The organism is Stenotrophomonas sp. SbOxS2 (assembly GCF_013416715.1).
Taxonomy (GTDB): domain Bacteria; phylum Pseudomonadota; class Gammaproteobacteria; order Xanthomonadales; family Xanthomonadaceae; genus Stenotrophomonas; species Stenotrophomonas lactitubi.
The window spans coordinates 1-24,228 of sequence record NZ_JAAVXD010000002.1 but is presented as its reverse complement, the minus strand read 5'-3'; the positions used below and the strand labels follow the sequence as shown (position 1 = coordinate 24,228).

Sequence of the window (24,228 nt, the reverse complement as noted above, 5' to 3'; positions counted from 1 at the left end):
ACTTACATTTTTTCCGGGGCGGAAACGCCCAGGAGGTCGAGGCCGTTGGCCAGTACCTGGCGCGCTGCGCAGGCCAGGGTCAACTTGGCATTGCGATCGGTCGCGTCGTCCACCAGCACCGGCGTCCCGTGATACCACGTGTGGAAGGCGTGTGCCAATTCGCGCAGGTACTGCGCGACCAGGTGCGGCTCCAGCGCCACGCCGGCCGCTTCCACCACTTCCGGATAACGCGAGATCTCGTTCATCAGGGCCAGCGATGCGTCATCGTCCAGACGGCCCAGGTTGGACAGGCCAGTACCCTGTTCGTAGACCAGACCCTTCTCCTGCGCCTGGCGCAGCAGGCTGCACACGCGGGCATGGGCGTACTGCACGTAGAACACCGGGTTGTCGTTGCTCTGCTGGCGGGCCAGGTCGATGTCGAAGGTCAGCTGCGAATCGGGCTTGCGCGCGATCAGGAACCAGCGGGTCGCGTCGCGGCCGGCTTCTTCGATCAGGTCGCGCAGGGTGAAGTAGCTGCCGGCACGCTTGGACAGCTTCACTTCCTCGCCGCCGCGCATGACGGTCACCATCTGGTGCAGCACGTATTCCGGCCAGCCCTGCGGGATGCCCACTTCCATCGCCTGCAGGCCGGCACGCACGCGCGCCAGCGAACCGTGGTGGTCAGCGCCCAGCTCGGTGATCGCGCGCTCGTAGCCGCGCTGCCACTTCGACAGGTGGTAGGCCACGTCCGGCACGAAGTAGGTGAAGGTGCCGTCGGACTTGCGCATGACGCGGTCCTTGTCGTCACCGAAGTCGGTGCTGCGCAGCCACAGCGCGCCGCCTTCTTCATAGGTATGGCCGGACGCCTGCAGTTTGGCCACCGCCTCGGCCACCTTGCCGTCGGCGTACAGCGAGCTTTCCAGGAAGTAGATGTCGAAATCCACGCCGAACGCGGCCAGGTCCAGGTTCTGCTCGTTGCGCAGGTAGGCCACGGCGAAGCGACGGATCGCCTGCATGTCGTCCGGGTCCTTGGCGCCAACCACGAGGGTGCCTTCCAGGTCGACGCTGGCGCCGGACATGTAGGCGCGCGCCACGTCGGCGATGTAGTCGCCGCGATAGCCGCCTTCCGGCCAGCCTTCCTGGTCCGGAACGATGCCTTTCACCCGGGCCTGGGTCGACAGCGCCAGGTTCTCGATCTGCACGCCGGCATCGTTGTAGTAGAACTCGCGCTTGGCGTTCCAGCCGTTGGCATCGAGCACGCGTGCCACGCAGTCGCCGATGGCCGCAGCGCGGCCGTGGCCGACATGCAGGGGACCGGTCGGGTTGGCCGACACATACTCCACGCCCACCGTGCGGCCATTGCCGGACAGGTTGCGGCCGTAATCGGCGCCTTCCTTGATCACGGTGACGGCTTCACGCTGGTACGCGGCCGGTGCCAGGTGGAAATTGATGAAACCGGGGCCGGCGATCTCGACCTTGCTGACGTCTTCGCTGCGCGGCAGCGCCTCGACCAGCGCCTGCGCCACTGCGCGCGGATTGCTGCGCGCGGCTTTGGCCAGCAGCATCGCGGCGTTGGTGGCGAAGTCGCCATGGTCGCGGGTCTTCGGGCGCTCGACCACGAAGTCCGGCGGCAGGGAGTCGACGGGCAGGGTGCCATTGGCGCGCAAGGCTTCGATGCCTTGGCTGATCAGGGCGCGGAGGAGATTTTTCACGAGGCCTGCTGTGAGAATGAGCGGCGGAATCGCCCATTTTAGCGCAGATGCCGGCCCCAACGCTGACCGGGGCCTGCCTGCCAGGGCAGGTCTGGCCACCGGCTGCTGCCGGGGGCTCATCCGACCAGGCGGGCCTGCAGTGGTGGTAGAAGGCCTCGTTCAGCAAACGAAACGGGACGCCCCTCGCCCACCACGAAGTGGTCCAGCAGGCGGATGTCGACCAGGGCGAGGGCCCGATGCAGCTCTTCGGTGATCTGTGCGTCGGCGGCCGAGGGTTCCGGGTCGCCGGAGGGGTGGTTATGGCTGAGGATGACCGCGGCGGCGTTGTGCAGCAGGGCTCTGCGCACCACTTCGCGGGGGTAGACCGGGGCTGCGTTGATGGTGCCGGCGAACAGTTCCTCGCAGGCGATCAGGCGGTGGCGGTTGTCCAGGAACAGGACCACGAACAGCTCGCGGGCCTGCCCGCGCAGACGGTGCTGCAGGTAGCGGCCGACGGTCACGGGATTGTTGCCGACCGCTTCGCCCTGCTGCAGTTCAGCGGCCAGGTAGCGGTGGGCCAGTTCCAGCCCTGCGGCCAGCGTGCAGCTGCGCGCCGGCCCCAACCCAGGCAGTTTCGACAGTTCGCGGGCGGGGCGGTCCAGCAGCACCCGCAATGGACCGTGGGCGAGCAACAGGTCGCGCGCGGTCTGTACGGCGTCCCGGCCGCCAATGCCGGAACCCAGGAACAGGGCCAGCAGTTCGGCGTCTGACAGTGACGTGGGGCCCCGGGCCAACAGCTTTTCGCGGGGACGCTCTTCTTCGGGCCATTCATGGATGGGCATGGCACCCATCATGGCGATCATCGCCGACCGCTCCCATAAGCCCTTGCCGTACCCGCGGGTCGGCCAAGTCCTCAGTCGCGCCGGGTCTGCAGGTAGTCGTACAGCTCCTGGTTGTTCTGCAGGCCCAGCTTGCGCATGGCTTCGGCCTTCTGCCGGCTGATCGTCTTCGGGCTGCGCCCGCTGCGGTCGGCGATGGCATTGATGTTCAGGCCGTCGGTCAGCAGTTGCAGCACTTCCAGTTCGCGTGTCGACAACGCGGCCGGTGGATGCGGGAACAGCAGATCGCGGGCCTGCAGGTGGCGCCGCAGCTGATCGGAAACGAATATCTGCCCTGCCATGGCGGCATGCAGGGCCTGCGGCAACTCGGCGAAGTCGGCGCTTTTGTCGACCAGGCCGTGTACGCCATCGCGTAGCAGGCCATCGAGCAACCCCGGGTGCCTGGCCCCGGTCAGTACCACCACGGGAAGTTCGGGATGGCGTTGGCGCAGCACGGCCAGCAGTTCGGGACCATCCGGGCCCGGGCCGGGCATGGACAGGTCGGTGAGTACGGCATGGCAGGGCTGCTGCACCAGCAGCTGCAGCAGTCCAGCACCGTCAGCAGCGGCACCGGCCACGTCCATCTGGTGACGCTCGAGCACGATTCGGATGCCGTGCAGGACGACCGGATGGTCGTCGGCAATGATGATGCGCGGTTGCACGGGGAACTCCTGGGAAATCGAACGGCGCACCAAGGTGGCCTGCGACGATTCTGCAAAGCGGGGACGCGAAGAGGTATAGGAAAGTTCCGAAACGGAGCGCCGCAAACCCGGAAAGCTCCGTGGGGGCTGTCCATGTGCTGATAGCCGCCCGCTATGTGCTGCGTGCACCGGGACGTTGCTGGCCTTCGGGTAAGCTAACGCCCTCGTTTGCACAGGAATTCCAGGTGGCTGATTCTCCCAACGCTTCCCCGACGCGGATCCGCGCGCTGGAAGGCCAGAAACTGCTCTTGTGTGTCGGCGGCGGGATCGCGGCCTACAAGGCCCTGGAACTGGTTCGACGCCTGCGTGATGCCGGTGCGCTGGTGCAGGTGGCGATGACGGCCGGCGCCCAGCAGTTCGTTACACCACTCAGCTTCCAGGCCCTTTCCGGCCAGCCGACCCGCACCACGTTGTGGGACAGCGCGGCCGAACAGGCCATGGGCCACATTGAACTGGCACGCTGGGCCGATCGCATCGTGATTGCGCCGGGCACCGCCGACCTGCTGGCACGCCTTGCCCAGGGCCACGCCGACGACCTGGTCAGCACCCTGTGCCTGGCCAGCACCGCGCCGCTGACCGTGTGCCCGGCGATGAACCATCGGATGTGGCTGCATCCGGCCACCCAGGCCAATATCGCCCTGCTGCGCCAGCGTGGCGCGCAGGTGATCGGTCCGGTCGATGGGCCGCTGGCCGAAGGCGAGTCCGGCCCTGGCCGTCTGGCCGAGCCGGGCGACATCGTCGCCGCCCTGGCCGCCAACGGCACTGCTGCCGCCGTCGCTGCAGCGCCGGAGACGCATGCGCTGCAGGGTCTGCGCCTGCTGATCAGCGCCGGCCCGACCTATGAAGACATCGATCCGGTGCGTTACGTGGGCAACCGCAGCAGCGGCAAGATGGGCTACGCGCTGGCCGCCGCTGCCGCCGGGCTCGGTGCCCAGGTGGTGCTGGTCAGTGGCCCGGTGCAGCTGCCGACGCCGCCCGGCGTGCAGCGCATCGATGTGCGCTCTGCGGCGCAGATGCGCGAGGCGGTACTGAATGCGCTGCCGGCCGACATCTACATCGGTGCTGCTGCCGTTTCCGATTACACCCCGCGCCAGGTGGCCGCGCAGAAGCTGAAGAAGACCGCCGACAGCCAGTCGCTGGTGATCGAGCTGGTGCGCACCCCGGACATCCTGGCCGAGGTTGCCGCGCAGACGCAGTCGTTGAAGCTGGTGGTCGGCTTTGCCGCCGAGACCCACGATGTGGAGAAATATGCGCGCGGCAAGCTGGTCGACAAGCGCCTGGACCTGGTGATCGCCAACCAGGTGGGCATCAGCGGCGGTGGTTTCGAAAGCGACAACAATGCCGCCACGGCCTTCTGGCAGGATGGCGAACAGGTATTCCCGGCTACTTCCAAGCGTGAGCTGGCCGAACAACTGCTGGCGCTGATCGCGCGGAGACTCCAGGCATGACCCAGGCAAGCAACACCCACGGATTCACCCCCCAACCGTTGCAGGTCAAGCTGCTCGACCCGCGCTTCGGTGACAGCTGGCCGCTGCCGGCCTATGCCACCGAAGCCAGCGCCGGCATGGATCTGCGCGCGGCGCTGGAAACCGCGCTGACCCTGCAGCCGGGCGATACCGCACTGGTCCCCAGCGGGCTGGCCATCCATATCGCCGACCCGCATCTGTGTGCGGTGATCCTGCCGCGTTCGGGCCTGGGCCACCGCCATGGCATCGTGCTCGGCAACGGCACCGGCCTGATCGACGCCGACTACCAGGGGCCGCTGCTGATCAGTGTCTGGAACCGCGGCCGCGAGGCCTTCACCATCGAGCCGGGCGATCGCATCGCGCAGCTGGTGGTCGTGCCGATTGCCCGCGTCAGCCTGCAGGTGGTGGATACTTTCACCGACAGCGTGCGGGGAACGGGTGGATTCGGCCATACCGGGGTGCGTTGACAGGGGACATCGATGAGCGGCATCGGGGAAGCACAGCGGGGAAAGTCGTTGGGACGGAGCGCGCCATTGTTGGGTGTGCTGCTGGTACTGCTGGCCGCTTGGTTCGGCTGGAGCGCGGTACAGCAGTGGCGGCAGGCAGCCAGCGGGGACGCGCTGGAACAGGCGCGCGACCAGGCCGTGCAAGGGCTGCAGCAGGCCGCCTCCGGCCAGTTGCAACAGCTGCAGCAGCAGTTGAAGGGCGACCGCGTCCAGCAGGCGCTGCAGGCGGGTGATGCCGCCGGCGCCGCGCTGGCGCTGCGGGAAAGCTGGACCGGCGTCGAGAAGGTGGAGGTGCTGGGCGCTGACCTGGCCGCGGGCTACGTCGATGCGGCCACCTTTGGATATGCACGTCTGGCCTTGCTGGAATCGGCGCTGGCCGATGGCAAGGCAACCCTGCGCGTGGTCCGCGATGGCGGCGGCAACCGTCTGGGTCTGGCCGCGCCGGTACAGCTGGCCGGTGTCGGACCGGCGGTGGTGTATGTGCGCCAGCCGCTGCTGCGGTTGACCGCACCGCTGGACCAGGTGCGCGCCCCCGGCAACGGTTTCCTGGCGCTGCGCCAGGGAACGCACAACATCGTGGTGCAGGGCGATACCGGCCTGTCCGAGAGCGCCGAGGCAATGGCGCGCCCGGTGGCCGGAACCCCGCTGCGACTGGCCGCCGGGGTGCCCAATGTGGAACCCGGCCCACTGGGACTGGGAGCCCTGGCCAGCGCGATTGTCGCCCTGCTGCTGGCCTTCATCGCGGTACTGCTGGTGGTAGGCCGTGGCCGACTGCCGAAGTCACTGCCGCTGCCCAGCCGGCGCAGCGCGGTGGCCGACGCCGATCACGGCCCGACCCTGCGTGAAAGCCTGCAGATGGCGCCGCCGACGGTACCCGGCGAGGCAGTGGCCGAGGCTGCGCCGCCTCCGCCGCCACCGGTTCCCGCTGAGGAACTGGCTGCGGGCATCTTCCGCGCCTACGACATCCGCGGCGTGGTCGGCAGCGAACTGACGGCGCGCACCGCCGCGCTGATCGGCCAGGCCATTGGCACCGTCGCCCTCGAGCAGGGCCTGCGCGAGGTGGTGATCGGCCGCGATGGCCGCCTGTCCGGTCCGGAACTGTCGGCGGGGCTGGCCGAAGGCCTGCGGCGTGCCGGCTGTACGGTCATCGATATCGGCCTGGCGCCGACCCCGGTGGTGTATTTCGCCGCCTTCCACCTGCGCACCGGTACCTGTGTAGCGGTCACCGGCAGCCACAATCCGCCGGACTACAACGGTTTCAAGATCGTCATCGGTGGTGAGACCCTGTCCGGCGATGCGATCACCGACCTTTACCAGCGCATTGTCGAAGGCCGTCTGGTCCAGGCTGCGGAGCCGGGTGATTACCAGCAGCGCGAGGTCGCCGCCGATTACATCCAGCGTATTGCCGATGACGTGCAGCTGGACCGCCCGTTGAAGGTGGTCGCCGACGCGGGCAACGGCGTGGCCGGTGCCCTCGCGCCGCAGCTGCTGGAAGCGATCGGCGCCGAAGTCATTCCGTTGTACTGCGATGTCGACGGCACCTTCCCCAACCACCACCCCGATCCCAGCGAACCGGCCAACCTGGAAGACCTGGTGCAGACGGTCAAGCGCTTCGGCGCCGACCTCGGCGTGGCGTTCGATGGGGATGGCGATCGCCTCGGCGTGGTCACCGCTGAAGGCAAGATCATCTACGCCGACCGTCTGCTGATGCTGTTCGCCGCCGATGTGCTGATGCGCAACCCGGGCGCGATGGTGATCTACGACGTGAAGTGCACGGGCAAGTTGTCCGATCACGTGCTGCGCAATGGCGGCAGCCCGTTGATGTGGAAGACCGGGCACTCGCTGATGAAGGCGAAGATGCGCGAGACCGACGCCGAACTGGCGGGCGAGATGAGCGGCCACTTCTTCTTCAAGGAGCGCTGGTTCGGCTTCGACGATGGCCTGTACGCCGCTGCACGCCTGCTGGAGATCCTGGCCCAGCGCGAAGAAGCGCCGGACGAAGTGCTGGCCGAACTACCGGAAATGGTGGCGACGCCGGAGCTGAAGGTGCCGGTGGCCGAGGGAACCCCGCATGCGTTGGTGGCGATGCTGGTGGCTGCTGCGCAGTCGCCGGACAACCCGTATGTCGGCGGTCGCCTGTCGACCATCGACGGCCTGCGGGTGGACTTCGCCGACGGCTGGGGCTTGGTGCGCGCGTCCAACACCACGCCGGTGCTGGTGCTGCGCTTCGAAGGCAACGACGAAGCGGCACTGGAACGCATCCAGGCGCTGTTCCGCAGCCAGCTGCAGCCGGTGCTGGGCGACACCCCGCTGGGATTCTGAGGTGCCGCCGGGCTGCGCCCGGCACCCGCCGAATCCACGTCAACGTCTTCAACCGCTGGCTTCCTGCGGGATGGCGGGGTGGGTCCGGCTGCTCTTGGTAGGTGTCGACCTTGGTCGACACAGTAGATCCACGCCATGCGTGGATGCGCTTCAATGGATGTCCATCCACGCATGGCGTGGATCTACTTGTCTGGTGGGTGCCGACCGTTGGTCGGCACACCTCACCCCTTGAACCGCAACCCCACACCGGGCTCGGTGAACAGGTAGCGTGAATCCAGCGCCGAATCGCCCAGCTTGTGCCGCAGCTTGCCGACCAGGATGCGCAGGTAGTGGGTGTCGTGCTGGTGGGTGGGTCCCCAGATTTCCTGCAGGATCTGCGGTTGGGTCACCACGCGCCCGGCATTGCGCAGCAGCAGCGACAGCAACGCGTACTCCTTGCGGGTCAACGCCACCAGTTCGCCATCGATCGCCACTTCGCGGCGCACCAGGTCCACATGCAGGTGGCCGTCGTCGAACACCGGCGGCGTGCCATCGGTCGGCACGCTGCGTGTGCGCAGCAGCGCCCGCACCCGTGCCATCAGCTCCTGGGTACCGAAGGGTTTGGTCACGTAGTCGTTGGCGCCGTTGTCCAGTGCACGCACCTTCTCGGTTTCACCGGCACGCACGGTCAGCATGATTACCGGCACCTGGCTCCACTGCCGCAGCTGTTCCAGCACCTCGTGGCCTTCCATGTCCGGCAGGCCGATGTCCAGGATCACCAGGTCCATGTCCTCGCTGGCGGCCATCTGCAGGCCTTCCTGGCCGGTCGCAGCCTGGCGCACCTGGTAGCCCTGCGCGCGCAGGCTGATGTCCAGGAACCGGCGGATCTGGGTTTCATCGTCGATCACCAGCACGCGCGGGGCCGGCGCGCTGGCGTCAGTCGGGGTCGGACTCATCGTGGGAGGCTGGCTTGAGCAGGGGCAGGGTGATGCGGATCAGGGTACCGCGACCGTCGCGCCCGGGCAGCGCCTGCACGCTGCCGCCATGCGCGCCGATCATGCCCTGGCAGATGGTCAGGCCGAGGCCGGTGCCGTGGCGGCCGCGGTCGCCGCGTTCGACGCTGTAGAACATATCGAAGATCCGCGCGCGCTCGTCGTCGGGAATGCCGGGGCCGGCATCGATCACGTCGATACGCAGCTGACCATCCAGTTCGCGCGCCAGCACCTGCACGGCGGCATCGGCCGGCGAGAACTTGGCAGCGTTCTCCATCACATTGAACACTGCCTGCTCGACCAGTGCCGGATGCACCCAGATCGGTGCCAGCGTCGCCGGAATATCCAGCTCCAGCCGCACCTTCGGCTGGTAACGCTGCAGGCGGCGGGCGGCCGAACCAATCAGCTCATCCACGCCTATCCAGTCGCGGTTGATCTTCAGGCCCTCGTGGCCCAACCGGGTCATGTCCAGCAGGTTCTGGATGTAGCGGTCCAAGCGCTCGCCTTCTACCAGGATGGTGTCCAGCAAGGCGCGGCGGTCGGCCAGATCCATCGCCGCGCCGTAGCTGGCCAGGCTGTCGGCCGAGCCGATCATCGCCGCCAGTGGCGAACGCAGGTCGTGCGACACCGAGGAGAGCAGGGCAGAGCGCAGCCGTTCGGTCTCGTTGCTGACGTGCGCCTGTTCCAGCTCGGCCACCAGGCGCGTGCGCAAGGCGGCCTGGGCGATGTCATCAACCATCGCTTCGGCCAGTTGGCGCTGTTCGGGCAGCAGCCGCGCCTGCGCACCCGGCAGGTACAGGCCGGCCACGCCGATCGCACGGTCCTCGCCGTCCAACAGCGGCAGGAACCACCATTGCGCGCCAGCGAGGGTATCGGTGAAGCGGCCACTGGGCTGGCCATGGCGCAGGGCCCAGTCGGCCGCTGCCAGGTCGGTATCACCGGGCAGGTGACGGCCACCGGCGGCGATATCGGCGCCGATCCGCAGCCATGCCGGAACATCCATGGCCTGTTCCAGCGCATGCCGGCCGGCCTGTGCCACTTCACCGTTGCCGGCTGCGCTGGCCAGCTGCCGGCCCAGTTGCTGGCGCGCACGCGCATGGCGGTTGGCCGCGCGCAGGGCGATCACCTGCATGCGCAGGCGCGACGCCAGGCGTCCGGCAACCAGTGCCGCCGCCAGGAACAGGAACACGGTGATCACGCCCTGCCGTGCGCCGATGGCGAAGGTGAAGCGTGGCGCGATGAACAGGAAGTTGTAGGCGAGGAAACACAGGATCGCCGCCATCACCGCGACGCTGGCGCGGGTACGCGCGGCTACCACCACAACGGCCACGATGAACACCATCGACAGATCGGCCATGCCCACCCAGCGTTCGGCCAGCCACGCCACCAGGCAGGCCAGCGCAGTAGCCAACAGCGCCTGCAACGGCTCGTGGCTGATCCCACGCATCGGTGGCAGCAGCCCCTCACGACGGGAACGCGCACGCGCCTGCGGCGTGCTGATGATGGTGATCTCGTAGTGCGCGCCGCGCTGGATCAGCTGCTGGGTCAGGGTGCGGTTGAACATCCGCGCCAGTGGTCGCTCGCGGGTGCGGCCCAGCACCAGCGTCGATACGCCGTTGTGCGCGGCGTGGTCGAGCAATGCGTCGGCGATGCTGGAGCCGTGCAGCAGCTCGGCTTCGCCGCCGAGGCGGCGGGCCAGCGCGAACGCCGCATCGATCTCGCGCCGCGTTGCTTCGTCCTGGCGGCGTCCCTGCACCGTCACCACCGTCCACGGTGCATCGCGGCGTTCGGCGATGCGTCGCGCCACCCGCACCAGGTATTCACTCTGGCCGCCGCCATCGATCGCCACCAGCACACCACGTCGCAGCGGCAGATTGCTCTCACCGCGCGCGGCGCGCGCTTCGCGCAGGCTGCTGTCGACGCGGTCGGCCGCTTCCTGCATCGCCAGTTCGCGCAGCGCGGTCAGGTTGGCCGGCGAGAAAAACGCCTGCAGTGCCTGCGCGGCCTGCTCGGGCACGTACACCTTGCCCTGCTGCAGGCGTGCGATCAGTTCGCGCGGCGGCAGATCGACCAGCACGATGTCGTGCAGGCGGTCGAGCACGCCGTCGGGCACGGTCTCGCTGACGCGTACGCCGGTGATGCGCATCACCACATCGTTGAGGCTTTCCAGATGCTGGATGTTGACCGTGGTCCAGACGTCGATGCCGGCGTCCAGCAGTTCCATCACGTCCTGCCAGCGCCGTTCATGGCGGCTGCCCGGCGCATTGCGATGGGCCAACTCGTCCACCAGCACCAGCGCCGGCCTGCGTGCCAGCACGGCGTCCAGATCCATCTCCTGCAGGACGTGGCCATGGTAGGCCACGTCCTTCAGCGGCAACCGCGGCAACCCTTCCAGCAGGGCCTGGGTATCGGCACGGCCGTGGGTCTCCACCAGCCCCACTACCAGGTCCACGCCACGTCGCAGCTGTTCCTGCGCGCGGGTCAGCATCGCGTAGGTCTTGCCTACGCCGGGCGCAGCGCCGAGGAACACGGTGAGCTTGCCACCGGCTTCGCGTTGCAGGCCTTCCACCAGGGCATTGGCCTGGCGGGTCCGCAGATCAGTCATGGGAGCCGCTGTCATGGTCGCCATTGTGCGCGCAGCGGGTGCAGCCCTGCATCACGGCGCGCGTGCCGCGTGGTCCAGGGCGAAGTTCAGCGTCACCACGTTCACTCGTGGCTGGCCGAACACGCCCCATTGCCGGCCCTGCGTGTTGGCCTTCACCAGCGCCTGCACGCGCTCCACCGGCAGGCCTCGTGCACGCGCCACGCGTGCCACCTGCAGCTGTGCTGCCGCCGGCGACAGCTGGGGATCGAGGCCGCCGCCGGACTGGGTGACCAGATCGGCAGGTACCTGCGCAGGCGTTACGCCTTCGCGCGCGGCCACTGCCGCAGTGCTCGCCGCCACGCGTTCGGCCAGCGCCGGGTTGCTGCGAGCCAGGTTGGAACCGGCCGCTGCCATCGGGTCGTAGTTGGCCGCCGACGGTCTTGCCTGGAAGTAGCCATCGCCGGTGAATGGCTGCGACAGCCATGCCGAAGCACGCACCTGGCCGCTGCCATCACGCAGCAGGCTGCCTTCGGCCTGCGCCGGGAAGGACAGGCCGGCGAAACCTGTGGCGATGCCGGCGTAGACCGCACCGGCCAGCAGCAGGGTGGCCACGCCCAGGCCGATGGCCGGGCGCCAGCTGGCGCCATCCTGCAGCGTCGCCACGCGCGCCTCGCTCTTCAGCTCGCGGGAAAGGGAAGGGGAGTCAGAACGGTTCATGCGCCGAATACCAGGACAAGAAGAAGGTCGATCAACTTGATTGCCGCGAACGGCAGCAGCACGCCACCCAGGCCGTACACCAGCATGTTCCGGCGCAGCAGCGCCGTTGCGGTGGCCGGGCGGAAGCGCACACCGCGCAGCGCCAGCGGAATCAGGGCGGGAATCACCAGGGCATTGAAGATCAGCGCCGCCAGCACCGCATTGCGCGGGCTCGACAGCTGCATCACGTTCAACGCGGCCATCGCAGGCACGGTGGCGGCAAACAACGCCGGCAGGATCGCGAAGTACTTGGATACATCGTTGGCCAGCGAGAACGTGGTCAGCGCGCCGCGGGTGATCAGCTGCTGCTTGCCCACCTCCACCACCGCCAGCAGCTTGGCCGGATCCGAATCCAGGTCGACCATGTTGCCGGCCTCCTTGGCCGCCTGCGTGCCCGAATTCATCGCCAGGCCGATGTCTGCCTGGGCCAGCGCCGGCGCATCGTTGGTACCGTCGCCGACCATCGCCACCAGGCGGCCACCGGCCTGCTCGGCACGGATGCGTGCCAGCTTGTCCTCCGGCCGCGCCTCGGCGATGTAGTCGTCCACACCGGCTTCGGCAGCGATCGCGGCGGCCGTCAGCGGGTTGTCGCCGGTGATCATCACCGTGCGGATGCCCATCGCCCGCAGCTGTGCGAACTTCTCGCGCATGCCGTGCTTGACCACGTCCGACAGCTCGATCACGCCCAGCACATGGCGACCCTCGGCCACCACCAGCGGCGTGGCACCATTGCGTGCGACCTGGTCCACGCGCCCGGCCAGTTCCGCCGGCACGGTGCCGCCGAGCGCCAGCACATGGGTGCGGATCGCATCGGCAGCGCCCTTGCGGATCTGCCGGCCGTGCAGCAGGTCGACACCGGACATGCGGGTCTGCGCGCTGAAGGCCAGGTAGTCGGCCTGGTCCGGCTCGGCGGTGGTGCAGCCCTGCTCACGGGCCAGGCGCACGATCGACTTGCCTTCCGGCGTCGGGTCGGCCAGCGAAGAGAGCAGCGCTGCCTCACGCAGCTGGTCGGCGTCGATCCCGGCCAGTGCATGGAAGTGGCTCGCCTGGCGGTCGCCGTAGGTGATGGTGCCGGTCTTGTCGAGCAGCAGCACGTCGACGTCACCGGCCACTTCCACCGCCTTGCCCGACTTGGCCAGTACGTTGGCGGCCAGCGCACGGTTCATGCCGGCGATGCCGATGGCCGGCAGCAGGCCACCGATGGTGGTCGGGATCAGGCATACCAGCAGCGCGATCAGCAGCAGCGGATCCACCTTGACGCCCACCGAGGCACCGATTGCCGGCAGCGTCGCCACCACCACCAGGAAGGTCAGCGTCATCGCCGCCAGCAGCAGGGTCAGCGCGATTTCATTCGGTGTCTTCTGCCGGTTGGCGCCTTCCACCAGCGCGATCATCCGGTCCAGGAAGCTGTGCCCCGGCTCGGCGGTGATGCGCACGACGATCTGGTCGGACAGCACCTTGGTGCCGCCGATCACGCCGGAGCGATCCGTACCCGCCTCGCGCAGCACCGGTGCCGACTCGCCGGTCACCGCCGCTTCGTTGATGGTGGCCAGGCCCTGCACGATCTCGCCGTCGGCCGGCACCAGCTCGCCGGCACTGACGATCACGTGGTCGCCGGGGCGCAGTTCCGCGGCGGGCACCTGGGTTTCACTTGCACCGGCCTGCGCCGACGCCAGACGGCGCGCCACCAGGTCCTGGCGGGCGCGGCGCAGCGAGGCGGCCTGACCACGGCCACGTGCCTCGGCCACGGCCTCGGCGAAATTGCCGAACAGCACGGTCACCAGCAGGATCGCCGTCACCGCCAGGCCGAAGCCCAGTGGCGCATTGCCGGTGAGGGTGATGATCGCGGCGACGATCGTGCCGGCCATCACCACCGCCATCACCGGGCTGCGCACCAGGTGCATCGGCGAAAGCTTGCGTACGGCCTCGATGAGCGCGCGGCGCAGGCCGGCGGCATCGAGCAGGGCCGGGCGGGACGCCACGGAAGAGGAACGGTTTGCGGTTGCGTGACTACTCATGGGGGTGTCCTCAGTGCAGTCCCAGGCTCAGGTGGTCGGCGATCGGGCCGAGTACCAGCGCCGGCATGAACTGCAGCACGGTCAGGATGACGATCACCGAGACCAGGGTCAGGGCGAACGTCGGCGTTTCGATCTGCAGGCTGCCAGCCGATTCAGGGGCCTGCCGCTTGGCGGCCAGCTGCGCGGCCACCACCAGCGGGATGATCAGCAGCGGGAAGCGGCCCAGCAGCAGCACCAGCGAGCAGCTCAGGTTCCACCACGGCGTGGCGTCGCCCAGGCCCTCGAAGCCCGAGCCGTTGTTGGCGTAGGCCGAGACATACTCGTAGAACACCTGGCTGATGCCGTGGAAACCGGGATTGGAGGTACCGGCCAGACCGGGCACGGCCAGCGTGATCGCGGTGAACAGCAGCAGGGTGATCGGCTGCAGCAGCACCAGCAGGGCCAGCAGGCGCACCTGTGGCGTTTCCAGCTTGCGACCGAACAGCTCCGGCGTACGGCCGGTCATCAGCCCGGCCAGGAACACACCCAGCAGCAGGTACACGATGAACTGCTGCAGGCCGCAGCCGATGCCGCCCCAGATCGCGCTGACCAGCATGTTGACCATTGCCAGGCCGCCAGAGAGCGGGCTCAGCGAATCGTGCATGCCGTTGACCGAACCGTTGGAGACCTGGGTGGTCACCGCCGCCCACAGCGCGGTGCCATCGGCGCCGAAGCGCACTTCCTTGCCTTCCATCAGCAGCGGCGTGGCCGCGCTGGCGCTATGGCCCTCGCTCCACACCATCGCGCCGGTGGACAGCAGCGACATGCCGAGCATGCAGCTGAACACCAGCGCGCCGAAACGACGGCGCCCGGTGAACGCACCGATCATGAAGATCACCGCCATCGGCACCAGCAGGATGCCGATCACCTCCAGCATGTTCGACACCGGGGTCGGGTTCTCCAGCGGGAAGCTGCTGTTCGGGCCATACCAGCCGCCACCATTGGCACCCAGTTGTTTGGCCGCGACCATCGCCGCAACCGGACCCAGCGGCAGCTTCTGCTGCGCCATGCCGGCACTGGCGTCGATCGGCGTGGCCTGCGGGCCGCCGGCCATCGTGGAGGGCACGCCCTGGCTGGTCAGCAGCAGCGTCCATACCAGGCACAGCGGCAACAGGAAGCGCACGCACAAGCGCACGACGTCCGTGTAGTAATTGCCCACCGCCACCTGGCGGTCATCGCCCGCGACGGGCGCGGCGACCGATTTCGGCGCACGCGAGAACAACGCCCGCAGCGTCGCCACGGCCAGCGCCAGGCCCATCATCGGCGTCACCACCTGCAGGCCGGTGATGCCGGTCATCTGCGAGAAGTAGGACAGCTGCGCCTGGCCGGAGTAGTGCTGCTGGTTGGTGTTGGTCAGGAACGAGATCATCGTGTGCAGCGCCGTGTCCCAGCGCATGTTCGGGATCTGGTCCGGATTCAACGGCAACCACGCCTGGGTCATGAACACGGCCTGGGTCAGCACCGCGATCACCACGTTGCTGAGCACGAACGCCAGCACGTAGCCCCGCCAGGACATCGAACGTGAAGGATCGACGCCGAGCACCTTGTACAGCGGCTTTTCGATCCAGTGGAACAGCACGTCGACCTTCATCGGCGTGCCGCGCATCACCCGGGCAAGATAGAGGCCCAGGGGCCAGGCCAGCAGCAGGCTGGCGGCAAGAATGGCAAGAATTTCAGTCATGGCAGGCTCCGCTCAGAACGACTCGGGCCGCAGCACGACATAAAGAAGATAGGCGGCGGCAACCAGCACCAGCACGCCACACAGCAACGACAGCCAGGGGGACATGGAATTGAGACCTGGTGGAACCCCTCCACCTCAGGCCGTCATCGTCGTCCCCACCCCCATAAACGCACTACGCGCCGGACCGGGCCGACGCGTAAAGAGTGCATAAATTCCGTGGGCCAACCCGTAACCAGCCCCGCCTGCTGTAGAGCCGAGCCTACGCTCGGCTCTACCGGCAATCACGGGGCTTGGCTCGCCGGTGCCACGCCCTTCAGCTGCCGATAGCGCTGCAGGCTGCTTTCGATCTCGACCTTCAATGCCTGCTGCTGCTGTTCGAAGCTGGCCAGCAGCCGCTGCTGCGACTTCAGCTGCGCATGGCGCTGGGCGATCGCCTGGGCCTGCTTGTCGACCACCTTGCCGCCGGCCAGTTCGCGGTCACCGGCGGCAGCAAGCAGGGCCACCAGCGAATCGCGCAGGCTGGCCACGTTGTACTGGGCGGTCTTGAGGTTGTTGTCGAGCACCTCCTGGCGCTCGGCGAACACGCGCCGCAGCGCGTTCTCATCACCGTAGGTGGTCAGCATCGCCTGTTCGGTGCGCTGGCGGGTCTGTTCGGCCATCTGGTCCAGCTGGGCCTGCGCCGCCGCCGTGCTGGCGGCAGCGCGTTCCTCATCGCTCAACGCGCGCTGCACCTGCGCATTACGCAGGCCGCTGTTGGCGCTGAACTCATCGCGGGCGTGGTTGACCGCATCGGCTGGCAGCGCATCGCTGCAGATCCGCTCCTTGCCCTCGTTCCAGCAGTACAGCTTCTTGTCTGCAGCCTTGCCGCCGGACTGTGCCAGCAGCATCTGCGGCATCACCAGCAGCAGGCTGGCGGCGACGATGGCAGGAACTCGGAACATGCGACCTTCCCCCTGGTGGTCAGCGCGTGGAACGGACGCCGTACTGGGCGCGATAGGCCTCCAGCGGCTGCCGGTAGCCTACAAGTTCCGGATTTCCGGACGCGAAATCAAGCAGGTCGGCCAGCGTCGCCACGGCGATCACCGGGATGCCGGCTTCTTCGGCCACGGCCTGTGCGGCGGAGCGATGGTCGCTGTCCGAGGCGATCTCCTGGCGGTCCAGGGCCACCACGATGCCGGCCGGAATGCCGCCCGCGGCGCGGATGATCGCCAGCGCCTCGCGGATGGCGGTGCCGGCGGTGATCACGTCGTCGACGATCAGCACGCGCTTGCCGGTCATGTCGGCGCCGATCAACTGGCCGCCTTCACCATGGTCCTTCACTTCCTTGCGGTTGAACGACAGCGGCAGGTCGCGGCCACGCTGGGCCAGCTCGCAGGCCATTGCGGTGGCCAGCGGAATGCCCTTGTAGGCCGGGCCGAACACCACGTCGTACTTGATCCCGGTGGCGTCGATGGCGTCGGAATAGCACGCCCCCAGCTGCGACAGCAGGGAGCCGGAGTCGAAACGGCCGGCGTTGAAGAAATAGGGGCTCAGCCGGCCGGACTTGAGGGTGAACTGGCCGAAGCGCAGGGCATCGGCGGTCAGGGCCAGCTGCAGGAAACGGTGACGGTGGTCGCTCATCAAAACTCGATTCATCTTCATTTGGAGCGCAAATCCTAATCCAGCTGGGCTTTCTGCGCTCGTCCGGCCCCTTCACGCGGGTATCCGGGGCGGCCCCCGCGGGCTGCTCAGCCCGGCAGGCAACCGGTATGCTTGCCCGGTTTCCCGCCGTAGGTTCTTCCGCATGCGCATCATCAGTTTCAATGCCAATGGCATCCGTTCGGCCGCCACCAAGGGCTTCCTCGACTGGTTCCGTGGCCAGGACGCCGACGTCCTCTGCATCCAGGAGACCAAGGCCCAGGAAGACCAGCTGACCGACCCGATGTTCCGCCCGGACGGCCACCATTGCTTCTACCGCGATGCCATCACCAAGAAGGGCTACAGCGGCGTGGCGATCTACAGCAAGCGCGAACCGGACCAGGTCATCACCTCGCTGGGCTGGGCGCCGTTCGACGACGAAGGCCGCTACATCGAGGCCCGCTTCGGCAACCTCAGCGTGGTCTCCTTCTATATTCCGTCCGGCAGCTCGGGTGACCTGCGGCAGGGCTTCAAGTTCGAAGTGATGGAGTGGCTGCGGCCGATCCTCGAAGAGTGGGCGCGCAGCGGCCGCGACTACGTGCTGTGTGGCGACTGGAACATCGTCCGCTCGGCGCTGGACATCAAGAACTGGAAGTCCAACCAGAAGAACTCCGGCTGCCTGCCCGAAGAACGCGACTGGCTCAATGCCCTGTGCGCCGACCACGGCCAGGCCACCGATGTGGCCAGCGGTCGCGGCTGGGCCGATGCCTATCGCCTGCTCAATCCGACCGGCGAGGACTACACCTGGTGGAGCAACCGTGGCGCCGCCCGCGCCAACAACGTGGGTTGGCGAATCGACTACCAGTTCATCACCCCAGGCCTGCGTGACCGCCTGCGCAGCTGCTCGATCTACCGCGACCAGCGCTTCTCCGACCACGCACCGTTCATCGTGGACTACGACCTGTGACCGAGGCTGCCAAGCCGGCCGGCTACAAGGGCTGGGCCGGCATCAAGCGTGCGTTCGGCACGCCCTCGGCGCTCACCATGGCCCTGCTGGGCTTCGGCAGCGGCCTGCCGTTCCTGCTGATCGCCTCGCAGACCCTGTCCACCCGCCTGCGCGATGTCGGCCTCGATCTGGGCAGCATCGGCCTGATCAGCCTGGCCAGCTTCTTCTACCTGCTCAAATTCGTCTGGGCGCCCCTGCTGGATCGCTACGCGTTTCCGTTGCTGGGTTTCCTCGGCCGCCGCCGCTCGTGGCTGCTGGTCTCGCAGATCCTGGTGCTGGTGGGCCTGGTTGCACTGGCGTTCGTGCGGCCGGAGCAGGGCGTGTGGCCGCTGGTGGCCTGGGTACTGGTGGCGTCGTTTGCAGGCGCCACCCAGGATTCGGTGGTCGACGCCTACCGCATCGAGATCGCGCCGCAGACCGCGCAGGCCGCCCTGGCCGCCACGTACACGCTGGGCTATCGCATCGGCCTGATCCTGGCCGGTGCCGGCGCGTTGTACCTCGCGCAGTTCGAAGGCTGGATCATTGCCTACCTGGCCATGGCCGCCCTGATGATCGTGCCGATCATCACCACCCTGTTCTGCCGCGAGCCCGAGCGTCCGGCCAACGCCGTCCAACGCCGCATCGACATTGCCGAAGCGTTCGTACAGCCGATCACCAGCTTCTTCAGCCGCAACGGCATGGCACTGGCATTGGCATTGCTCGCGTTCGTCGGGTTCTTCAAGTTTCCCGACCAGGTCATCGGCGTGATGGCCGGACCTTTCTATCTCGACTCGGGCTTCGACAAGGCCGACATCGCCACCGTATCGAAGCTGTTCGGCGTGTGGATGGGTATTGGTGGCGCGTTCATTGGCGGTATCGCCGTCGCCGCCTTCGGTTTCCGCCGGATGCTGCTTGTCGCGGCGCTGGGCGTAGCCCTGTCCAACCTGGCCTTCCTGCTGATGGCGCACAATCCGGGGCAGTTGTGGGCGTTCTACGCTGCGCTCAGTGCCGACAACCTGTTCCAGGGCTTCGCCGGCACGGTGCTGGTGGCATTCATGTCTTCGCTGACCGATCGCAACTTCACCGCGACCCAGTACGCCCTGCTGGTATCGCTGGCCAACCTGCCGGGCAAGTTCGTCGGCGGCGTCTCCGGCTACATCGTGGAAGCGACGTCCTACAGCACCTTCTTCATGCTCAGCGCCGTCACGGTGGTGCCGACCATGCTGCTGCTGGCCTGGCTGTGGCCACGCATCCTTGATCGTGGACCGTCACCCGCCGCCTGATTGCCTGTCCGCGCTTACTGCGGGATGATCGCCCCGACGCGCCGAGGGGGCGGTGCCTTGCGAACGGGGAAGTGAGCATGGCCGACGTAGTGCTGCGGGACCTGGACCCGCTGCTGCTGGAACGCATCAAACGGGTCTCGGTTGCCCGAGGCTGGACCCATGAACAAACCTGCGCGGTCCTGCTGGAGCAGGGCCTGTTCAGCAGTGAACTGGAGGTCCGCTCCGGTTTCGGCGATCCTGAAGTCGACGCCCTGTCCGACGCGATCGCCGCACTGCAGGCCCTCCCTGCCGGCCAAGGCTTCGATTGATCTGATGTCGGGTCGCCGGGCCATGCCCGGCGGATGGCGTCACTTCATGCCAAATGGATCGCCCCGAGAATCCGCGGCCCCTTCGCCCCGGTCACGCTCGGCAGGTTGCCCGCCAGCCCGTCCATCGTCCGCTGCGCCAGCCACGCAAACCCCATCGCCTCCACATACTCCGGGTCCAGCCCGTGCAGTGCCGTGGATTCGACCACCACGCCCGGCAGTCGCGCCGCCAGCCGCCGCATCAACTGCGCGTTGCGCACACCGCCGCCGCATACCAGTACCCGGCGGGTGTCCGGCTGCTGGGCCAGCAGCGCATCCACCACCGTCGCCGCGGTCAGCTCCAGCAGCGTCGCCTGTACATCGGCGGCGGCAAACTGGCCTTCCTCCATGTGCGCTTCGGCCCACGGCAGGTGGAACTGCTCGCGCCCGGTGCTCTTGGGCGGCGGCAGCGCAAACCACGGGTCCGCGCGCCAGCCAGCCAGCAGGCTGTCATCCACCGCACCACTGGCCGCGTAGGCACCGTCAGCGTCGAAGCTGCGCCCGGTATGGCGCTGGCACCAGGCATCCATCAGCGCATTGGCGGGGCCGGTATCGAAGCCACGCACGACGCCTTCGCGCGGAATCAGGGTCAGGTTGGCGATCCCGCCCAGGTTCAGCACCGCACGGTCTTCATCGGCCGCACCCAGCATGCCCAGGTGGAAGGCCGGCATCAGCGGCGCGCCATGGCCGCCGGCGGCAACGTCGCGGCGGCGGAAATCGCACACGGTGGTGATGCCGGTCAGTTCGGCGATGCGGTTGCCGTCGCCCAGCTGCAGGGTGAACGCCGGATCGGCCAGCGGTCGATGGCGCACCGTCTGCCCGTGCGAGCCGATGGCCCGCACCTGCGAACGCTCGAAACCGGCTTCGTCCAGCAGCTGGTTGGCGGCGGCGGCGAAGCTGATCGCAATCCGCGCGTCCAGCTCGCCCAGCTCTTCCAGCGACTGCAGCGGACCGCCTTCACCGAGCGCTACCAGCCGCGCCCGCAGCACCGGCTCCCAGCGGGCGGTCAGCCCATGCACGAAGCGGCAACCTCCGTCGGCCGGGAACTGCACCAGCGCGGCATCGATGCCGTCAGCGCTGGTGCCTGACATCAGGCCCAGGTAGAGGGGGAGGGACGGATCGGCAGTGGTGTTCATGGCGGGCATAAAAAAAGGACACGGCAAGCTTGTGCTGCCGTGTCCTCCTTCGTCAACGCAGGGCTCAGCCGCGCTTGCGGCCTGCCGGCGCCTTGTCCTTGGCGCTGGCCACCTCGGTGGTCGCGCTTTCGGCGGCCGGGGCGGGGCTGGCGTCGGCGTAGATCAGCTTCTCCATGCCCTGGATGCGGGCCATCGCCGGCGCGGTCTGCGCCCGGAAGGCCACCAGCTCGGCGCCCTTCAGCGGCTCCGGCGGCGGCATGGTCACCGTCAGGGGGTTACGGTGCTCGCCGTTGACCCGGAATTCGTAGTGCAGGTGCGGGCCGGTCGCCAGGCCGGTCGAGCCGACGTAGCCGATCACCGTGCCCTGGGCCACGCGCTGGCCGTTCTTGATCCCGGCAAAGCGCGACATGTGGCCGTACAGGGTGGTGTGGCCGCGGCCATGGTCGAGGATCACCACGTTGCCGTAACCGCGCTGCACGCCGACAAACTGCACCCGCGCGTCGCCGGCGGCCATGATCGGGGTACCGGTGCGCGCGGCATAGTCCACGCCCTTGTGCATGCGCATCTTGCCCAGCACCGGGTGCTTGCGCGCGCCGAAGGTCGAGCTCAGCCGCGCAAACGGGATCGGCATGCGGATGAAGCTCTTCTTCAGCGAACGGCCACTGATGTCGTAGTACTCGGACTTGCCGTTGCGGTCGAAGCGGAAGCCGGAATAGGTCTTGCCGCCAGTAGTGAAGGTCGCGGCCAGGATCTTGCTGGTATCGACCTTCTCGCCCTCGCGCCAGGTCTCGTCCATCACCACGCTGAAGCGGTCGCCCGGCTGCAGGTCCTTGGAGAAGTCGATGTCGTACTTGAAGATGTCGTCGGTCATCGTCGCGATTGCCGATGGCGACAGTCCTGCGCGACGCGCAGCCGCATACAGCGAACTGGTGATCTCGCCACTGGTAACCACCGTCCGCGTGGACGTCTCGCGCTTGGTCACCGTTTCCTTGATGTCATCGCCGCTCAGGCTCAGCTCGACCCGGTTGTCGGCATCGCGGTCGAAGCGGATGCTGCGCAGGTCACCGGACAGCGGCATGTCGAAGGCGATCTCGGCGCCCGGGCGCAGCTTGGTCAGCGATTCGCGCGCACCTGGATGGTCCAGCACCCGGTGCAGGGTGGTCGCGGAGATACCGGCCTTGTCGAACAGGTCGCTCAGGGTCTGCCCGCGCTGTACCCGCAGCACCTGCCAGCTGTCACCGGGGATCTGCTGCTGGCGGGCCATTGCCAGCGGGGGCAACGGCAGGGCCAGGCTGGTGTGGCTGTCGGCGTAGGGGGCATCGATGGTGTGCGAGAAGCCCGGCACGATGGTGGCTACCAGTGCGCCGATGGTCACAAACAGGCTGGCGTGCATCCAATGACGGCGCGTCCAGCGCTCATTGAACGCAGCGGGGAGGTGTTGCCTCAGCTTCCGGTGCAGGGCGTTGTCGTGCAGGACGTGGAGTCGTTCCTGGAAGCGCTGCTTGCGTGCGCGGCCTTGATCGGAATTGAGCATCAGATGTCGGTCTCTGGCTGACCCGGGAACGCGGGCCCAAACGCCGGTAACATAGACACCTAACAAATTCGCGTCAAACCCTTGTGCCTATTGGCTTTTGTGAAGCCGATCGGGTTAACTTCGCTTTAACACCCCACATAAGAAACGGCGTTGCCGGGAGTAGTCACGTGTCCTCGATTGAAGAAGCCCTTGCCCTGATCGGCCGCGGTGCCGACGAGATCCTCAAGCTCGAGGATCTGCGCGCGCGCCTGCAGGAAGGCCGCCCGCTGCGCATCAAGGCCGGCTTCGACCCCACCGCGCCTGACCTGCACCTGGGCCACACGGTGCTGCTGAACAAGATGCGTCAGTTCCAGGACCTCGGCCACCAGGTCATTTTCCTGATCGGCGACTTCACCGGCATGATCGGCGACCCCTCCGGCAAGAGCCTCACCCGCAAGCCGCTCAGCCGCGACGACGTGCTGGCCAACGCCCGCACCTATGAAGAGCAGGTGTTCAAGGTGCTGGACCGCAGCCGCACCGAGGTCCGCTTCAATTCGGAGTGGTTCGGCAAGATGAGCGCGGCCGACATGATCCGCCTGGCCGGCCAGCACACCGTGGCGCGCATGCTCGAGCGCGACGACTTCGCCAAGCGCTACGCCGCCCAGCAGTCCATCGCCATCCACGAATTCCTGTACCCGCTGGTGCAGGGCTACGACTCGGTGGCCCTGGAAGCGGACGTCGAGCTGGGCGGTACCGACCAGAAGTTCAACCTGCTGATGGGCCGTGGCCTGCAGGAGCACCACGGCCAGAAGCCGCAGGTGGTGCTGACCATGCCGTTGCTGGAAGGCCTGGATGGCGTCAACAAGATGTCCAAGTCGCTGGGCAACTACATCGGCATCAGCGAACCGGCCATCGACATCGTCACCAAGACCATGAAGGTGGATGACGCCCTGATGTGGCGTTGGATCGAGCTGCTGTCCTTCGATATCAGCCAGGCCGAAGCGGCCTCCCTGCGCGAGCAGATCGCCGCAGGCCTGAACCCGCGCGTGGTGAAGCTGCGCCTGGCCCGTGAACTGGCCACCCGCTTCCACGACGCTGCAGCCGCCGAACAGGCGATTGCCGGCTGGGAAGCGGCTGTCACGGGGCAGGGCGATATCACCCAGCTGCCGCTGCAGGACGTGGCGATCCCGGCCGAGGGCCTGCGCATCGCGGCTCTGCTGACCGCTGCCGGACTGACCCCGAGCAACTCCGAGGCCAACCGCAAGCTCAAGGAGCGTGCGGTGAAGGTGGACGGCGAAGTGGTGGAAGACGGCCAGCAGGTGCTGCAGCCGGGCTTCGAGGGCCTGCTGCAGGTCGGCAAGCGCACCTTCGCCCGCGTGCGCCTGGTCGCTGCCTGACAACAAGGAAGGGCCGGCGCAAGCCGGCCCTTCCTTGTGCTCTTGTAGAGCCGAGCCCACGCTCGGCTGCTTCTGCTCTCCGCGGAATAGTCCCTGCCAGGACCTTCTGCATGAACGGATGCAACATCCGATGAAAAAAGTTGCCACACCCCCTTCACAAAGGCCGCGAATAGGGACATACTTTCCCTCCCCCGTCGCAGGGGTCGCCAACAAGGGGCTTCAGCGGCACAAGGGACGCCATCACCGCCGAACGAGATGATCGAACGAAAGGTGTTGACGGACTCGAAAAGTCCGGCATAATAGGCGGCTCGCTACGAAGGAAACTTCGCAGCACACGGGAACGGCGCTGAGGCCACTTCCC

Annotated in this window: 20 protein-coding genes; 7 read left to right on the top strand and 13 right to left on the bottom strand. The window is 67.6% G+C overall.

The genetic code is table 11. The features are described from left to right. Positions 1 to 2 precede the first annotated feature (2 nt). The 3 genes from argS to HFK18_RS03250 form a co-directional block, all read right to left on the bottom strand. Complete coding sequence (gene argS / locus HFK18_RS03260; protein WP_100554494.1) at positions 3 to 1,691, bottom strand: arginine--tRNA ligase; 1,689 nt, start codon at positions 1,689 to 1,691, stop codon at positions 3 to 5. 116 nt (positions 1,692 to 1,807) lie between these two features. Beyond that, on the bottom strand, positions 1,808 to 2,512 hold the full coding sequence (gene radC / locus HFK18_RS03255; RefSeq protein ID WP_100554525.1) for a DNA repair protein RadC: 705 nt from the start codon (positions 2,510 to 2,512) through the stop codon (positions 1,808 to 1,810). A 71-nt stretch (positions 2,513 to 2,583) separates the two neighbouring features. After that, entirely contained in the window at positions 2,584 to 3,210 is a 627-nt protein-coding gene (locus tag HFK18_RS03250; RefSeq protein ID WP_089241998.1) for a response regulator transcription factor, read from the bottom strand. Positions 3,211 to 3,434: 224 nt separating this feature from the next. Between HFK18_RS03250 and coaBC the strand changes: the two genes are divergently transcribed. From coaBC to HFK18_RS03235, 3 genes are read left to right on the top strand one after another with little or no spacing between them, the layout of a single operon-like run. Continuing rightward, a complete protein-coding gene (gene coaBC / locus HFK18_RS03245) occupies positions 3,435 to 4,697 on the top strand; it encodes a bifunctional phosphopantothenoylcysteine decarboxylase/phosphopantothenate--cysteine ligase CoaBC (protein ID WP_089241347.1) in 1,263 nt (420 codons plus the stop codon). Continuing rightward, positions 4,694 to 5,182, top strand: coding sequence for a dUTP diphosphatase (gene dut, locus HFK18_RS03240; protein WP_089241345.1), 489 nt, complete (start codon positions 4,694 to 4,696; stop codon positions 5,180 to 5,182). Before coaBC ends, dut begins: the two co-directional genes overlap by 4 nt. 12 nt (positions 5,183 to 5,194) lie before the next feature. Next, positions 5,195 to 7,543, top strand: a complete 2,349-nt coding sequence (locus HFK18_RS03235) for a phosphomannomutase/phosphoglucomutase (protein WP_180164354.1) — start codon at positions 5,195 to 5,197, stop codon at positions 7,541 to 7,543. Between the two features lie 221 nt (positions 7,544 to 7,764). On the opposite strand, the gene HFK18_RS03230 is transcribed toward HFK18_RS03235, so the two are convergent. The 8 genes from HFK18_RS03230 to pyrE form a co-directional block, all read right to left on the bottom strand. Next, a complete protein-coding gene (locus HFK18_RS03230; RefSeq protein WP_025879418.1) occupies positions 7,765 to 8,478 on the bottom strand; it encodes a response regulator transcription factor in 714 nt (237 codons plus the stop codon). Continuing rightward, positions 8,459 to 11,119 (bottom strand): sensor histidine kinase KdpD, encoded by a 2,661-nt coding sequence (locus tag HFK18_RS03225; protein WP_180164352.1) that lies wholly within the window; start codon positions 11,117 to 11,119, stop codon positions 8,459 to 8,461. The genes HFK18_RS03230 and HFK18_RS03225 overlap by 20 nt, the downstream gene beginning before the upstream one ends. A 51-nt stretch (positions 11,120 to 11,170) precedes the next feature. Continuing rightward, positions 11,171 to 11,815, bottom strand: coding sequence for a potassium-transporting ATPase subunit KdpC (kdpC, locus tag HFK18_RS03220; RefSeq protein ID WP_180164350.1), 645 nt, complete (start codon positions 11,813 to 11,815; stop codon positions 11,171 to 11,173). Further along, complete coding sequence (gene kdpB, locus HFK18_RS03215; protein ID WP_180164348.1) at positions 11,812 to 13,872, bottom strand: potassium-transporting ATPase subunit KdpB; 2,061 nt, start codon at positions 13,870 to 13,872, stop codon at positions 11,812 to 11,814. Before kdpB ends, kdpC begins: the two co-directional genes overlap by 4 nt. Before the next feature lie 10 nt (positions 13,873 to 13,882). After that, positions 13,883 to 15,592, bottom strand: coding sequence for a potassium-transporting ATPase subunit KdpA (gene kdpA, locus HFK18_RS03210; RefSeq protein WP_180164346.1), 1,710 nt, complete (start codon positions 15,590 to 15,592; stop codon positions 13,883 to 13,885). A 12-nt stretch (positions 15,593 to 15,604) separates the two neighbouring features. Next, a complete protein-coding gene (locus tag HFK18_RS03205; RefSeq protein ID WP_005407770.1) occupies positions 15,605 to 15,697 on the bottom strand; it encodes a potassium-transporting ATPase subunit F in 93 nt (30 codons plus the stop codon). A 176-nt stretch (positions 15,698 to 15,873) separates the two neighbouring features. After that, positions 15,874 to 16,533, bottom strand: a complete 660-nt coding sequence (locus HFK18_RS03200; RefSeq protein ID WP_180164344.1) for a hypothetical protein — start codon at positions 16,531 to 16,533, stop codon at positions 15,874 to 15,876. 19 nt (positions 16,534 to 16,552) lie between these two features. Then, the gene (pyrE, locus tag HFK18_RS03195; RefSeq protein WP_025879424.1) at positions 16,553 to 17,212 is read right to left on the bottom strand and encodes an orotate phosphoribosyltransferase; all 660 of its coding nucleotides are present in this window, start codon (positions 17,210 to 17,212) and stop codon (positions 16,553 to 16,555) included. A 163-nt stretch (positions 17,213 to 17,375) separates the two neighbouring features. Here pyrE and HFK18_RS03190 point away from each other — a divergent pair, with 163 nt between their 5' ends. The 3 genes from HFK18_RS03190 (at position 17,376) to HFK18_RS03180 (ending at position 19,785) form a co-directional block, all read left to right on the top strand. After that, positions 17,376 to 18,176, top strand: coding sequence for an exodeoxyribonuclease III (locus HFK18_RS03190; RefSeq protein WP_099819668.1), 801 nt, complete (start codon positions 17,376 to 17,378; stop codon positions 18,174 to 18,176). Next, positions 18,173 to 19,477, top strand: a complete 1,305-nt coding sequence (locus HFK18_RS03185) for an MFS transporter (protein ID WP_180164342.1) — start codon at positions 18,173 to 18,175, stop codon at positions 19,475 to 19,477. Before HFK18_RS03190 ends, HFK18_RS03185 begins: the two co-directional genes overlap by 4 nt. Positions 19,478 to 19,554: 77 nt before the next feature. Beyond that, entirely contained in the window at positions 19,555 to 19,785 is a 231-nt protein-coding gene (locus HFK18_RS03180; protein ID WP_025879428.1) for a hypothetical protein, read from the top strand. Positions 19,786 to 19,829: 44 nt separating this feature from the next. Here the strand turns inward: HFK18_RS03180 and HFK18_RS03175 are convergent, their stop codons facing one another. Beyond that, positions 19,830 to 20,957 carry an anhydro-N-acetylmuramic acid kinase gene (locus HFK18_RS03175; RefSeq protein ID WP_180164341.1) on the bottom strand — a complete coding sequence of 376 codons (1,128 nt, stop codon included), beginning with the start codon at positions 20,955 to 20,957 and terminating at the stop codon, positions 19,830 to 19,832. Between the two features lie 64 nt (positions 20,958 to 21,021). Then, complete coding sequence (locus HFK18_RS03170) at positions 21,022 to 22,491, bottom strand: peptidoglycan DD-metalloendopeptidase family protein (RefSeq protein ID WP_089241321.1); 1,470 nt, start codon at positions 22,489 to 22,491, stop codon at positions 21,022 to 21,024. A 167-nt stretch (positions 22,492 to 22,658) separates the two neighbouring features. On the opposite strand from HFK18_RS03170, the gene tyrS reads away from it, so the two are divergent. After that, positions 22,659 to 23,867 (top strand): tyrosine--tRNA ligase, encoded by a 1,209-nt coding sequence (tyrS, locus tag HFK18_RS03165; protein ID WP_032977018.1) that lies wholly within the window; start codon positions 22,659 to 22,661, stop codon positions 23,865 to 23,867. The last annotated feature ends 361 nt before the right edge of the window (positions 23,868 to 24,228 follow it).

Bases quoted from the DNA above. Each gene is read 5' to 3' on its own strand.
- HFK18_RS03230 (WP_025879418.1), bottom strand. From the start codon at position 8,478: ATGAGTCCGACCCCGACTGACGCCAGCGCGCCGGCCCCGCGCGTGCTG.
- kdpA (WP_180164346.1), bottom strand. From the start codon at position 15,592: ATGACTGAAATTCTTGCCATTCTTGCCGCCAGCCTGCTGCTGGCCTGG.
- pyrE (WP_025879424.1), bottom strand. From the start codon at position 17,212: ATGAGCGACCACCGTCACCGTTTCCTGCAGCTGGCCCTGACCGCCGAT.
- HFK18_RS03235 (WP_180164354.1), top strand. From the start codon at position 5,195: ATGAGCGGCATCGGGGAAGCACAGCGGGGAAAGTCGTTGGGACGGAGC.
- kdpC (WP_180164350.1), bottom strand. From the start codon at position 11,815: ATGAACCGTTCTGACTCCCCTTCCCTTTCCCGCGAGCTGAAGAGCGAG.
- HFK18_RS03225 (WP_180164352.1), bottom strand. From the start codon at position 11,119: ATGACTGATCTGCGGACCCGCCAGGCCAATGCCCTGGTGGAAGGCCTG.
- dut (WP_089241345.1), top strand. From the start codon at position 4,694: ATGACCCAGGCAAGCAACACCCACGGATTCACCCCCCAACCGTTGCAG.
- HFK18_RS03205 (WP_005407770.1), bottom strand. From the start codon at position 15,697: ATGTCCCCCTGGCTGTCGTTGCTGTGTGGCGTGCTGGTGCTGGTTGCC.
- kdpB (WP_180164348.1), bottom strand. From the start codon at position 13,872: ATGAGTAGTCACGCAACCGCAAACCGTTCCTCTTCCGTGGCGTCCCGC.
- HFK18_RS03170 (WP_089241321.1), bottom strand. From the start codon at position 22,491: ATGCTCAATTCCGATCAAGGCCGCGCACGCAAGCAGCGCTTCCAGGAA.
- HFK18_RS03190 (WP_099819668.1), top strand. From the start codon at position 17,376: ATGCGCATCATCAGTTTCAATGCCAATGGCATCCGTTCGGCCGCCACC.
- HFK18_RS03175 (WP_180164341.1), bottom strand. From the start codon at position 20,957: ATGAACACCACTGCCGATCCGTCCCTCCCCCTCTACCTGGGCCTGATG.
- HFK18_RS03200 (WP_180164344.1), bottom strand. From the start codon at position 16,533: ATGTTCCGAGTTCCTGCCATCGTCGCCGCCAGCCTGCTGCTGGTGATG.
- radC (WP_100554525.1), bottom strand. From the start codon at position 2,512: ATGCCCATCCATGAATGGCCCGAAGAAGAGCGTCCCCGCGAAAAGCTG.
- HFK18_RS03180 (WP_025879428.1), top strand. From the start codon at position 19,555: ATGGCCGACGTAGTGCTGCGGGACCTGGACCCGCTGCTGCTGGAACGC.